Genomic DNA, 13,659 nt, shown 5'->3' on the forward strand with positions numbered 1-13,659 from the left:
TTCCTATCGAGCCCTATATATTTTTGCAGCAACATTTTGCTCTATGACTTTTTTCTTAAAGGCTGCAATCAATGCTTTCTGATTCACACTTCTACGAGTTTTAAACCAGTAGAAAAATCCAAGCACCACAAACCATAATGGCAAGAAGTACAGCGCAATGCGTGTGTTCTCATTTAGGCCTAGAGCGTAGATCACGATAGCAAAAAATACAAATGCTACATAAATCATCGTTTTACCCAGAGGAGTCTTAAACTTCGACTCATCATGAGCCTGGGGTAGACGCTTGCGATAAGCAAGGTAGGCCAACAAAATCATCGACCATATGTAAATAAAGAGGATGGCCGTTACGCTACCAACCAATTCAAATGCACTCATCATGGACTGTGTAGTTGTCAGTATGAGGGATGCCGATAGCACAAGACCTGTTCCAAAAAAGATGCCACCAGTTGGAATTTTATGAGAAGACAACTTTCCAAAGATGGATGGTGCATGATGATTCTTTGCTAGGCCATACACCATGCGTGATGTAGCGTATATGCCGCTATTGCTCGAAGACGTTGCCGAACTAATCACCACGCCGTTAATCAAGGATGCAGCACTCACCATACCCACCAGCGAAAACATTCCGACAAAAGGACTTTCGTTAGGAGAGATATCCACCCAAGGAGTCACCATCATTAAAACCATGACCGTGCCAATATAGAAAATCATGATGCGGAAAGGTATTTTATGAATTGCATCGGGCAGCATCCGCTCTGGATCCTTTGTTTCTGCCATCATGGTGCCAATGATTTCCATGCCAGCAAATGCGAAGATGGCAGTCTGAAGACCTCCCAGCAAGCCCGAGACCCCATTAGGAAACAGTCCTCCGTAGGACCATAGGTTACTAATGTGGGCGGTAACCCCACTCGGAGAAACAAAGCCAGTAATACATAAGTAAATCCCGAGAGCAATCAGACTAATAATGGCGATCACTTTAATAATGGCTAACCAAAACTCTAGCTCCCCAAATGCTTTAACACTAAGAATATTTAATGCGAGCAATAAAAGCACAATAGAAAGAGCGGATATCCAAGGGGGCAAGTTAGGCCACCAGAAAGCAATATAGCCAGTAATCGCAATAATCTCAGCAATCGCAGCTACGATCCAAGCAAACCAATACGTCCAGCCCATAAAAAATCCTGCTGACGGTCCCAGTAAGTCTTCTGAAAAATCAACAAAGGATTTGTAATTGAGGTTAGATAGGAGCAACTCTCCCATAGCTCGCATCACAAAATATAAGATGCAGCCAATGACGGCATAAATCAAAATGATGCTGGGGCCAGCAATCGATATGGTCTTTCCAGAGCCCATGAATAAGCCGGTGCCAATACAGCCGCCGATGGCGATCATTTCGATTTGTCGCTGACCTAAACCACGCTCTAATTTATGATTGCTTTCCATACAAGTCCAAGTTCTGGTGAAAACTAATTTAGCTTTCTTTAGCTGAATTTAGCTGAGTTCAATTAATCGGTATTAGCACCCGCCGCTCAATCCTTCTAGCAATCAAGACAATCACGGAAACCAAGAGTAAATATGCTAAAGCGGTGAGCAAGTAGGCTTTGAAGAACTGAAAATTAGTGGAAGCCAGCTCTTGCATACGGGCAAAGAACTCGGTGTACTGAATCAAAAACGTAATTGAACTGTCTTTGAGGTTTCCTATTACTTGGTTGGTTAGTGCTGGCACTGAAGTATGCAATACCTGCGGCAGAGTTATCAAGCGAAATACCTGTGACGACTTAAAGCCTTGCGCCCTAGCAGCCTCTAACTGAGTCTTATCCAGGCCATTAAACGCTGTCTTTAGATATGCTGCATTGTATGCAGCCACATTTAAGGTAAATCCAATCACTGCCACTGTAAATGGATTGAGTCGGACCCCCCATTGAGGGAGTCCGTAATACATTAAGAACAAAAGCACGATCAAAGGCATGCCGATAAAAAAGGAAATGTAGCCATTAATGGCATTGCGGATCAAGACATTCTTACTGAGCGTCAGATAAAAGACAACAACACCCAATAAAAATCCTGTAATGCTAATTACAACTGCTAATTGGAGAGTATTGGAAAGTCCAGCCAATATGAGCGGCATCTGCTCAAGAAGATCACGCTCAAAACCGCTCCAAGATCCCGCCATGACTACCCTCTCTTACCAAAAAAAGCTTGCAGCTCTGGATCAGAATGATTGTTGGCAAGAACATCAATGCGCTCGTCTGCACGAATGACACCCTTGTCCAAAAATAGCACCCGATCTGAAATGGCGCTTGCCAAATCCAAGTCATGAGTTACACAAATCATGGTGATTCCATTATGGTGCAGGCGATTTATGAGATCTCCCACATCACGAGACATGATGGGATCCAGTGCTGAGGTTGGCTCATCCAACAGCAATACGGCTGGGTCCATCGCTAAAGCTCGTGCAATAGCAACGCGCTGCTTCTGTCCACCGGATAATTGAGATGGGTACTTACTTTGATGGGACGTCATCTCAAATCGAGACAACTCATGTAAAGCCTTCTCATTGGCTTCTTTAAGCCCCATACCCTCTAATTTACGCAATGCTAATGTGACATTTTCTAAGGCAGTGAGATGGCTATACAAAGCAAATTGCTGAAACACAAAGCCAATTTGCTTGCGTAATTGCCGCACATCTACATTGGGGCCCAAGATCTCATTACCCTTGAACTGAATTGATCCGGAGGTAGGCTCTACTAAGCGATTTAAGCACCTCAAGAGGGTTGATTTTCCGCTTCCAGAAGAGCCCATCAGGACCTTCACCTCACCTTGCTGCAAGTCTAGGTTAATCCCAGAGAGAACTAAATGACCCTCAAATTCCTTGGTGAGGTCTCGGATGGTAATAACGGTCATACTGCTGCTTCTTTCATGCCTGGAATTTCATAATGTTTTTGAATTAATTGGACACCGATCAACAAAATCCGATAGATGACAAAGTACAGCACTCCAACCATCAGATAAACATCAATTCCCTTTAGGGTATTGGCTGTCAATGTCATGGCTTCCTTGGTGATCTCTGGAATACCAACGGTGTAGGCAAAGGGAGAATATTTCAGAACGGAGGTAAATTCATTCACCATGCCGGGAATGGAAAAGCGGAGCATCTGAGGAATTTCAATATAACGAAGCACCTGGATGCGACTCATGCCCATTGCCTGTGCAGCAACAATTTCGGCTGGATCAACAGAATTAAATGCCCCACGAAAAACTTCTGTTAAGTAGGCGCCGGCCACCAAACCCAGGCTAAGGGCCATGGCCATTAAAGGCGGAGGTTTAATACCAATTCCGGGAAGGCCAAAGTACACCATGAATAGGAGAACAAGTACCGGCACTCCCCTAAAGACGTAGGTGTAGATATCAATAAGAAATGAAACACTTCTGATGGAGAGTCGATGAAGACTAGAAAGCAGTAGACTGACAACAAGGCCGGTCATACTGCAAACCAGTGTCACGATAACGGTGTAGATAACACCCTTACAGAGCTCCAGCAGAATATCTAAAAGACTCATGACAACCTTTTGTTAGAGGATTACTTCATCCACTTATCTAAGATCGCTTGAATTTTTTCCGGTCCTAGCTCTGTTAAATACTTATCAAAGTCATCACGCAACTTGGATCCTTTGGCAAAGGCAAATCCCAACTTATCGTAACCCTTGAATACATAAGCACTTTCCAATGGTAGCTTCAGTTTGTTTTCATAATTTAAGAGCACAGGCTCTTCAATAAATGCCAAATCAATATTGCCATTCTGCAGATCAGTTACCACCTCAGCATATGAGGGATAAAGCTTTACCTTGCTTAAAGAGTAGTAGCCCTTAGGCTCCAGCTCATTTCTGATCAAGTCATCGTAAGCCATGCCGCGTGGGTAGCCAATCGAATACTTCTTGAGTTGATTTAAGTCCGTAATCTTAATGTTCTTACTTTTAAGACTTACGAGATGCCAAGAGTTATCGTAATAAGGCTGAGAAAAATCCATCGCCTCTTTGCGCTTATCCGTGATTGAGATGCCAGAAAAGGCAACATCGGCTTGACCGCTTGAAACAGCACCAAGCATTCCCTGCCAATCATAAGGAGTTACTTTTAAAGTGCAGCCACGGGATTTGCAATAGCCCTGGAAAATATCCATATCGACGCCAACAATCTGACCATTTTGATCAAATAGCATTGGTGGTGACGCAGGCGATACGGCTACCTTAATTTCACTTGAATTCGTCCCCTTAGAGCAGGCAACCATTCCTAGGCTTAGGGCACAAATCAGTAATAGCAAAAATCGGCGTTTCATAGACAAAATCCTTGTAGTAAAAATCGGGGCAATTAAGCTTAAAAACATTCCGTAAATCTGACCAATAATGCACCAAGATCAGAAGCGGCACAATGAAAAGTATTTCATCAAAAGGTATTGGCAGAAAGGCTGTTTGCAAATGATGATTCTTTGGCAGGAATTGCAGAACATCACAATTCATGCCGTCATTGGGTTGTTTGCCAACCGATCTAAAGAATAAAGAACCGCCCTACTTCTAGATTCAGCTCTTTAGCCAATTCAGCACCAGTCACTTTACCCGCAGCGCCTTTAGCCTTCAGGACCTCAATCTGTCCACCATGGCAGGTGACGAAGAATGAATCTAGCGTGATTTGGGTCACTTCACCTGGCTTGCCTTTGACAGCACCAAACGTTGCAGCCACATGTTTATGGCAATCGTAGATCTGTACTTTTTGTTCGCCAAACTTAGTCCATGCACCAGGCGCTGGATTACATGCACGAATGAGATTGTAGATTTGACTGATGTGTGTCGCCCAATGAATCTGTGCAGCATTCGCATCAAACCAACCTTCGTAGTTCGCTTGCGATTCATCTTGAACAACTTCTTGATGCTTACCTACAACTACAAGATCAGCAGTCTCTAGGAGAGCTTGTACACCGATCGGGAATAAATGATCAAAGTAGATCTTGCCTAATGTGTCATTAGGCCCAATGGCTACTTCTTTTTGCAAAATCACTTCGCCTTCATCTAAGCCATCGGATGGACGGAAGATGGTTAAACCAGTCTTCTCTTCACCCAATGCAATTGCCCAATTGATGGCGCTCGGACCACGGTATTTAGGCAGCAAGGATGGGTGGTACTGAATCGTGCCGTGCTTCGGAATCTTACAAAGCTCTTGCGGCACAAACTGAAGCACATAAGCCATTACACAGATGTCTGCGTTGGCATCAATCATGGCTTGAGCAGCTTCTGGGCCCTTCAAGGAAGAAAACTGCAAGGGGGTTAAGCCCCTTGCTAACGCCGCTTCTTTTAAGACTTCGGGTTTGCTTGATTTAGGATTGTCGGGTGGGCAGAAAACGGCAACCACTTCATCGCCGCGATCTAAAAAGGCTTCTAGCGCCGCCTTACCAAAATCCGCACTCCCAATTAAAGCAACCCGCATCTTAGATCACCTTCTCGTGACGTAATGCGATCAATTCATCAGTTGAGTAACCTAACTCACTAAGAATCTCATCAGTATGCTCACCAAGCAAAGGTGAACGAGTCACATCGGTTGGGCTATCAGACATCTTGATTGGGTTACCAACAGTGAGGTACTTGCCACGAATTGGATGATCAACCTCAACAACTGTCCCAGTCGCGCGCAATGCAGGCTCTTCAGCAATTTCTTTCATGGACAGAATTGGACCGCATGGAATGTCATATTTATTCAATACGTCCATGACTTCAAACTTCGTCATGGTCATGGTCCACTTTTCGATCTCACCGAAGATTTCCATAAGGTGTGGCAAGCGTGCCATTGGCGATGCGAAACGCACATCGGTAATCCAATCTTCACGGCCGATTACTTTGCAAATTGCTTCCCAAACTGGCGCTTGTACGATCACATACATGTAAGCATTTGGATCAGTTTCCCAGCCCTTACACTTCACAATCCAACCAGGCTGACCACCGCCAGAAGCATTACCAGCACGGGGTACAGCGTCACCGAACTCACCGTTCGGGAATTGTGGGTACTCTTGCATCAGACCAACGCGCTCTAAACGCTGTTGATCGCGCAACTTCACGCGGCACAGGTTCAACACTGCATCTTGCATTGCTGCCAATACTTTCTGACCACGGCCAGAGTGCGTGCGTTGGTATAGAGCTGTAACAATACCAAGTGCTAAATGCAAACCGGTTCCGCTGTCACCAATTTGTGCACCAGTCACCATTGGAGGGCCGTCATCAAAACCAGTAGTAGATGCAGAACCACCAGCGCACTGCGCTACGTTCTCATACACCTTGCAATCTTCATATGGACCAGGACCAAAGCCTTTGACAGAAGCCATGATCATCATTGGATTGAGTTCTTGAATGCGCTCCCAAGAAAATCCCATGCGATCAAGTGCGCCGGGTGCAAAGTTCTCAACCAATACGTCGCACTCTTTAATGAGGCGCTCTAGAATTTCTTTACCCTTTTGGGTTTTGGTATTCACGGTAATGGAACGCTTGTTATGGTTCAACATCGTGAAATACAAACTATCCGCATCGGGGATGTCGCGCAATTGGCCACGCGTTGCATCGCCTTCACCGGATTTTTCTACTTTGATAACATCTGCACCAAACCAAGCCAGCAACTGAGTGCAGGTCGGACCTGATTGAACGTGCGTAAAGTCGAGAATTTTGACCCCTTCTAGTGCTTTTGCCATGATTTAAGTCCCAATAAGAATGAAATTTTGAATTAAGGCGATTTTACCAGTGGGATATAGGGGAAATTGAGGCGTGCCCGCTTTTTGGGCATATATTCCGTCTAAACCTGCATTTACTCTTGTTAGGGTCTATATGCGACTAAGCCTGGGGATTTTCAAGCTCAGAAAGTCGCTTTTTAAGGGCCCTTTCTTCGGCAAAACGCTCGCTTTCATCCCGAATAATGGCAGCCACCCCGCTAGCCTTCCCCGAGGCGTCAAACAGCATGCCTACAGTGAATGCAATCGATATAGTGCTGCCATCCTTGTGCTTGGCTGGCACTTTCAATAAGGATGCGCCATAACGGGTCGTGCCCGTCTCCATTGAATGGTTGTATCCCTCATTGTGTTTCTGGCGCTGACGCTCAGGAACAATGAGATCTAAAGTATTTCCAAGGGCTTCTTGCTCTGAGTATCCAAAGATACGTGTGGCCGCAGGATTCCACAGCACGATCTTTTCATCAGCATCGGCAACCACAATCGCATCGCCTACGCACTCTACTAACTGGTGTAAATCAATATTGGTGTTCATGTGATCAGTCTATAGAGTTTTTAAGAAATAAAAAAGGCGCTCACTAGGAGCGCCTTCAAATTAATGCCAATGTTACTTGTTATTAAACTGCTTTAGCTGTGTGCAACTTAGCGATGTCATCAGCGCTATAGCCAAGGTCAGCCAATACTTCGTCAGTGTGCTCACCCAATACTGGTGATGGACCAACTTCGATTTCCAAATCAGAGAACTTGATTGGGCTACCGATAGTCAAATACTTACCACGTACTTTGTGGTCCACTTCAACAATAGAACCGCTCTTACGCAAGTCAGGTGAGTTAGCCAATTCTTTCATGGAGAGAACTGGGGCACATGGAATATCAAACTTGCGGAGAATGTCTACAGCTTCGTATTTAGTCTTATCTTTGAGCCAGTCTTCAATAGTTGCGAAGATGTCAAAAATCTTGTCTTGACGCGCTTCAGCAGTCATGTACGCTGGATCAGTTGCCCACTCTGGCTTACCAATCGCACGAGTAATTGGCTCCCAAGCGTGACCTTGAATAGTGAAGTAGATGTATGCGTTTGGATCTGTTTCCCAACCCTTACACTTCAACACCCAACCTGGCTGACCGCCACCACCAGCGTTACCGCCACGTGGAACTACGTCAGTAAATGAACCGTGTGGGTACTGTGGGTACTCTTCCAAGTAACCAATTTTGTCCAAACGTTGTTGGTCGCGCAACTTCACGCGGCACAAGTTCAATACAGCGTCTTGCATTGAGCAAGAAACTTTTTGACCTTTGCCAGTTTTTTGACGTTGCATCAAAGCTGTCAAGATACCGATTGCCAAGTGCATACCAGTATTTGAGTCACCCAAAGCAGCAGCAGAAACTGTAGGAGGACCATCCCAGAAGCCAGTTGTAGAAGCAGCACCGCCAGCGCACTGAGCAACGTTCTCATACACTTTTAAGTCTTCGTATGAGTGGCCATCACTAAAGCCTTTAACAGAAGCCATGATCATTTTTGGGTTCAATTCTTGGATACGCTTCCAAGAGAATCCCATACGATCCAAAGCGCCTGGGCCAAAGTTCTCAACCATGACGTCAGAAGTTTTGATCATCTTCTCTAAAACTTCTTTACCTTCTTGAGTCTTAGTATCCAAAGTCAATGAACGCTTGTTACCGTTCAACATTGTGAAGTACAAAGCATCTGCACCTGGAATGTCGCGCAATTGGCTACGAGTTACGTCGCCAGAACCTGGACGCTCAACCTTGATTACGTCAGCGCCGTACCAAGCCAACAACTGAGTACATGCAGGGCCTGCCTGTACGTGTGTGAAGTCAATAATGCGAATACCGTCTAATGGTTTAGTCATGTGTGTTTCTCCTTAAGTCTTTCTTGTTTACTTCAAATTTAGCTCAAAAATATTAACTTTTTATTACCGTTTTTAATATCTTATTTCTTAGCAGCTGCTGTGGATGGGTTTAAGTTCGTTAAACGTCCACTCTCAGTACCTGCAGTTTCATCAATAACAGCATTGATGAGGGCTGGTTTACCGGCAGCAATCGCTTCTGTTAACGCTGCTTCTAATTCTGCTGGGGTAGTTACGTAGTAACCAACACCACCAAATGCTTCAATCATTTTGTCGTAACGAGCATCTTTAACGAACACAGTTGGTGCAACATCAGCGCCGCCTGTTGGGTTAACGTCAGTACCGCGGTATACGCCGTTGTTGTTGAATACAACAGTCGTGATTGGCAAGTTGTAACGGCAAACTGTTTCCAATTCCATACCGCTAAAGCCAAATGCGCTATCGCCTTCAACTGCAACTGTTGGCAAGCCGCTAGTAACGGCCGCGCCAATTGCATAACCCATACCGATACCCATAATGCCCCAAGTACCAGAGTCAAAACGCTTACGTGGCTTGTACATATCAACGATTGCACGGCAATAGTCGAGTGTATTTGCACCTTCGTTTACCAAGTTCACATCTGGGTTCTTCTTGATCACATCACGAATCACACGTAATGCGCCATGGAAGTTCATTGGATTTGCTTCTTTAGCCAATGTCTCTGACATCTTGGCTAAGTTCTTATCCTTCTTCTCAGTGATCGCAGCAATCCACTCAGCACTTGGCTTAGGAACAGCAGAGATGCCCTTCAAGAGTTCACCAACGCATGAACCGATATCACCAATCAATGGAGCAGCAATTTGAACGTTGCTATCCACTTCGTTTGCTTGAATATCAATTTGGATAAATTTCTTAGGCTCTTTGCCCCAAGTTTTACCTTTACCGTGTGCCAGCAACCAGTTCAAACGTGCACCAACCAATAACACTGCATCAGCTTCAGCCAATACAAATGAACGCGCTGCAGAAGCAGATTGTGGGTGATTGTCTGGCAACAAACCTTTAGCCATCGACATCGGCAAGTAAGGGATACCTGATTTTTCAACTAAGTCACGAATCTCTTTATCGGCTTGAGCATAAGCAGCGCCCTTGCCCAAGAGAATCAATGGACGCTTAGCGCCCTTCAACACATCTAATGCACGAGCAACTGCATCAGCCGCTGGGATTTGACGTGGAACTGGATCGATTACTTTGAAAATGGATTTCTTAGCTTCATCAGCAGGCATCGTTTGAGCAAGCAACTGAGCTGGCAAGTCTAAATACACGCCACCTGGACGACCAGAAACGGCAGCGCGGATTGCGCGAGCAAAACCGATGCCGATATCTTCAATATGATTAATACGATATGCAGCTTTGCAGTATGGCTTAGCAGCATTGAGCTGATCCATCTCTTCGTAGTCACCCTGTTGCAAGTCAACGATTTCACGTTCGCTTGAACCAGAGATCAAAATCATTGGGAAGCAGTTCACAGTGGCGTTAGCTAAAGCTGTCAAACCGTTCAAGAAACCAGGAGCAGAAACAGTCATACAGATACCTGGCTTTTGCGTCATGTAACCAGCAATAGCGGCAGCATTACCTGCGTGTTGTTCGTGGCGGAAGCCGATAAAACGCAAACCTTCTGCTTGCGCTAAACGGCATAAGTCAGTAATTGGAATACCAACGAGGCCGAAAATAGTATCGAGATCGTTTGCTTTCAGGGCGTCAATGACGAGGTGAAAGCCATCGGTTAATTGTGTGTTTTGATTATCAGTTGTCATAGAAATTTATATAGAAATTGCGGGTTTGCTCTTCTAGAGCCAATGCAATTTAGCTTTCGCTAACGTCTCCAATGTAGTTATAAATCGCATAACGGGTTTTGTGTCCCGCTTAGGCTGAGATGAATATTAGGCTTGGGGGAGAGGTTCATCATTGACTTCGGTCAATTTCCCCCCTAAATCCTGTAATTACGGGCGGTTTTGCCCCTTAAACAAAGAGCTCTTTATGCTTCGTTTTAAGGCGACTTAGGGTCTCAGGAGAGAGATTGAGATAGGCTGCCAGCTCCTTCTTTGGTAGAAGCTCGAACAAATCCTCATATTTACGCAAGAAACGCTCTACCCGGCCTGGGGCATCGAGCATATGCAAGGTAATGGTGTGGGCCATGATTTCACTCATCAGGCGCATTACCTCGAACTCAAAGCTCTCTTTGAGAGGTTTGTGCTCCTCAAGAAATTCAGCCCACTTCTTCATGGGCATCCGGGCCACACGCGCCTTAGTGACACACGCAATACTGTAGGGGGCAGCGGTTTTTAAGCGCCATGCGGCATAGCTCGTTTCAATATCTTTTTCGATGGCAAAACGCAAAATCATCTCTTTGGCATCAGCGCTTGAAACAATCCGCTTCAGAATGCCATCCAAAACGAAGTACTGCTCCATCTGGTGATCACCTTGATGCAGCAAAATTTCTGATTTTTTGAGGTCCGCAATTTCTAAATGGCGCTCTAAATCAGCCATTGCTGAGGGATCCAAGCTTTTTAAGACCGAGTTTTGACTCAACTGTAAGCGAATCAAGTTTTTTTCGGGATGCTTATCTAATACGGTCATGAATCCTTGCTCCAAGACCCTCTATTGTAGGCTTTTTTACCTCCCAAAGCCTTGAACCCCCTCTTGGCGCACTTCAAATCCGCTAGAATGATGAGGTCGTGGTGCTTTATTGCAGTGCAATAAAGTTAAACGGGAAACACTAAATGTGTGCTGCCCCCGCAACGGTAGGTAAATGCGCCCTTTTTGCTTTATTTGGGGCGTCAGGAATCTGACAAAGCCACTGTGCGCGTCAATCGCATGGGAAGGCCAGATTCTGATATTTACTAGCCCGGATACCGGCCAAGATAGGTGGAATTTTGCGGACGGGGATCTTCGCGCGCCAAGAAAGCGCTAAGTCTCTCGATACTGCGCCCAATTGACGCCTGAACTCCTGCACGGGAAATTCTGTTCGACCCAGCTAACGGGGAAGTTAGCTAGGCAATCGATAACAGAAAGTGAATCATGAAGCAGCAGTTCAACAACAAAAAAGCGGCACTTCTTTTGGGTGCCCTCATCAGCATTAATGCCTTCGCACAAAACAACTCACCAATAGTTTTAGCAAGCGCTGCTAGTCCACTTAACCCTATCATCGTCACCGCAACGCGTACGCCAACCAAAGCGAGCGATGTATTGGCCGATAACGTTTACATTGGCCCTGAAGAAATTGAGCAAGCCGGACAGACGAGCTTGGTTGAATTACTGCAACGACAAAAGGGGGTGACCATTTCTAGTTACGGAACGGGCGGATCTAATGCCAGCGTTTTCTTGAGAGGCACTACCAATAACCAGACTCTGGTATTAATCGATGGCGTGCGTATTGATGATGCAATTAATGGCGGCACCAACTGGTCAGTTATCCCGCTGACCATCATTGATCATATTGAAATTGTATTTGGCCCTCAAAGTAGTCTTTATGGCTCTGATGCCATCGGTGGCGTAGTGCAAATCTTTACCAAAAAAAGCGATGGCCCTGCTAAGGTGGGCGCCTCTTTTGGATACGGCAGTTACGGCACGAGCATCAGTGAAGCCAGCATTAATGGCTCTACGCAAGGCGATCAAAAAATTCGCTACTCGCTTGCCGCAAGCCAAACGCTCTCCATGGGTTTCAACACTATCGCACCGAACAATAAGGATGGGCTTAGCGCATCAGGCAGAACGGGCTACGTTCAAGACAGTATTACTGGCAGACTATCCCAGGAGTGGAGTAAGGGACAAGAGTTTGGATTACAGTTTTTAAATAGTCGTCTAAATAACCAACTACCTGGGTTTGACCCACAAGAGTTTTTATATCAACAAACTCAAAATCAAGTTTCTCAATTGGGAACCTATTCCCTCTACTCTAAAAATCAAGTGATGGAAAACTGGCGCAGCCTCCTGCAAGCATCCGCACAAACAGGAACCGCACTAAACCATGCTCCTGGCACGCCAGATAACCCAGCATACGACAGCACCCTGAATCAAAGACAAAATACCTACACCTGGCAAAATGATTTCGCTATTGGCACTGATGTTTTGCAAGTATTAGCGGAAAGAAAAACCCAAAAAGTTTCCAGCAATCAACTGGACTACAACAACGGTGACTTCAACAACTTGACAGCGCCCTATCCTTTTTTAGGCTTTAGTCAAACTCGTAATACCAATTCAGGTGCTATTGCTTATCAACTAAAAAGAGAGGCGCACTTAGCTAACTTCTCGCTCCGCAATGACAGCATTACAGGTTATGGACCACAAACTACCGGTGCCGCGGCTTATGGTTATTTCTTCACCAAAGAATGGCGTGCGAACATCAACTACGGAACTGGATTTAGAGCACCAACCTTTAATGACCTCTACTACCCAGGATACGGAAATACAGCCATCCTTCCTGAGAAAAGTAAAAACACTGAAGCAGGACTGCATTATGAAAAACCAGGTCTTGATGGGCATGTTGTGGTCTTTAGTAATTCCATCTCAAATTTAATTCAAGTTAGCAATTCAGATACTTGCCCAGTGGGAACAGGTATTTTTGGCTGTGCATCCAACGTAGCCAGCGCCAAAATTACTGGCAGCACTTTGAGTGGCGCCGTACAAATGTCTTCACTCAGCTTAAAAGGCTCCTTCACACAACAAAACCCGGTAAACGAGAGCACTAATAGCACTTTGATAAAACAGGCTAAGCAATACGGCAATGTGGCGGGCGAGTATCTTTATCTCAAATTAACTACCGGAATTGGGGCTACTTTTTCCGGAAGAAGGGACGATTTTCAGGGTGCAAACACTGGCATGGGCGGCTACACCATCTTCAATCTCTATGCTAATTACGATTTAGAGAAAGACCTGAGCGTCTTTGCCCGCTGGAATAATGCTTTAAATAAGACCTACCAACTTAGTTATGGCTACAACACCCCGGGCTCAAACGTATTTGTAGGGCTGCGTTACGCCATGAAATAAGCTCTTTTTTCA

At 45.3% G+C, this 13,659-nt stretch carries 12 protein-coding genes and 1 riboswitch; of the genes, 1 reads left to right on the top strand and 11 read right to left on the bottom strand.

Annotation, left to right across the window (positions count from 1 at the left end):
* Positions 1-3: 3 nt before the first annotated feature.
* The 11 genes from VC182_RS09630 to VC182_RS09680 form a co-directional block, all read right to left on the bottom strand.
* A complete protein-coding gene (locus tag VC182_RS09630; protein ID WP_323485166.1) occupies positions 4-1,443 on the bottom strand; it encodes an amino acid permease in 1,440 nt (479 codons plus the stop codon).
* A gap of 58 nt (positions 1,444-1,501) precedes the next feature.
* Positions 1,502-2,173, bottom strand: coding sequence for an amino acid ABC transporter permease (locus tag VC182_RS09635; RefSeq protein WP_323485167.1), 672 nt, complete (start codon positions 2,171-2,173; stop codon positions 1,502-1,504).
* A 2-nt stretch (positions 2,174-2,175) separates the two neighbouring features.
* Positions 2,176-2,904 carry an amino acid ABC transporter ATP-binding protein gene (locus VC182_RS09640; protein ID WP_323485168.1) on the bottom strand — a complete coding sequence of 243 codons (729 nt, stop codon included), beginning with the start codon at positions 2,902-2,904 and terminating at the stop codon, positions 2,176-2,178.
* Positions 2,901-3,560, bottom strand: coding sequence for an amino acid ABC transporter permease (locus tag VC182_RS09645; protein ID WP_323485169.1), 660 nt, complete (start codon positions 3,558-3,560; stop codon positions 2,901-2,903). The genes VC182_RS09640 and VC182_RS09645 overlap by 4 nt, the downstream gene beginning before the upstream one ends.
* Positions 3,561-3,580: 20 nt before the next feature.
* The gene (locus tag VC182_RS09650) at positions 3,581-4,333 is read right to left on the bottom strand and encodes a transporter substrate-binding domain-containing protein (RefSeq protein WP_072583785.1); all 753 of its coding nucleotides are present in this window, start codon (positions 4,331-4,333) and stop codon (positions 3,581-3,583) included.
* 209 nt (positions 4,334-4,542) lie between these two features.
* A complete protein-coding gene (locus VC182_RS09655) occupies positions 4,543-5,475 on the bottom strand; it encodes a methionyl-tRNA formyltransferase (RefSeq protein WP_323485170.1) in 933 nt (310 codons plus the stop codon).
* Position 5,476: 1 nt separating this feature from the next.
* The gene (gene frc, locus VC182_RS09660; RefSeq protein ID WP_072583787.1) at positions 5,477-6,724 is read right to left on the bottom strand and encodes a formyl-CoA transferase; all 1,248 of its coding nucleotides are present in this window, start codon (positions 6,722-6,724) and stop codon (positions 5,477-5,479) included.
* A gap of 139 nt (positions 6,725-6,863) precedes the next feature.
* Complete coding sequence (locus tag VC182_RS09665) at positions 6,864-7,292, bottom strand: PAS domain-containing protein (protein WP_216121294.1); 429 nt, start codon at positions 7,290-7,292, stop codon at positions 6,864-6,866.
* Between the two features lie 82 nt (positions 7,293-7,374).
* Positions 7,375-8,625 carry a formyl-CoA transferase gene (gene frc, locus VC182_RS09670; RefSeq protein WP_215357501.1) on the bottom strand — a complete coding sequence of 417 codons (1,251 nt, stop codon included), beginning with the start codon at positions 8,623-8,625 and terminating at the stop codon, positions 7,375-7,377.
* An 80-nt stretch (positions 8,626-8,705) separates the two neighbouring features.
* The gene (oxc, locus tag VC182_RS09675; protein WP_323485171.1) at positions 8,706-10,415 is read right to left on the bottom strand and encodes an oxalyl-CoA decarboxylase; all 1,710 of its coding nucleotides are present in this window, start codon (positions 10,413-10,415) and stop codon (positions 8,706-8,708) included.
* 205 nt (positions 10,416-10,620) lie between these two features.
* A complete protein-coding gene (locus VC182_RS09680) occupies positions 10,621-11,238 on the bottom strand; it encodes a Crp/Fnr family transcriptional regulator (RefSeq protein WP_072583791.1) in 618 nt (205 codons plus the stop codon).
* 82 nt (positions 11,239-11,320) lie between these two features.
* A riboswitch (cobalamin riboswitch) is annotated at positions 11,321-11,537 on the top strand.
* Between the two features lie 142 nt (positions 11,538-11,679).
* Here VC182_RS09680 and VC182_RS09685 point away from each other — a divergent pair.
* Positions 11,680-13,647: a TonB-dependent receptor domain-containing protein gene (locus tag VC182_RS09685; RefSeq protein ID WP_323485172.1), complete on the top strand. Its 1,968-nt coding sequence runs from the start codon at positions 11,680-11,682 to the stop codon at positions 13,645-13,647.
* Positions 13,648-13,659: the final 12 nt, after the last annotated feature.

It is taken from the genome of Polynucleobacter sp. AP-Nickl1-40-C4 (genome assembly GCF_035012665.1).
GTDB lineage: Bacteria > Pseudomonadota > Gammaproteobacteria > Burkholderiales > Burkholderiaceae > Polynucleobacter.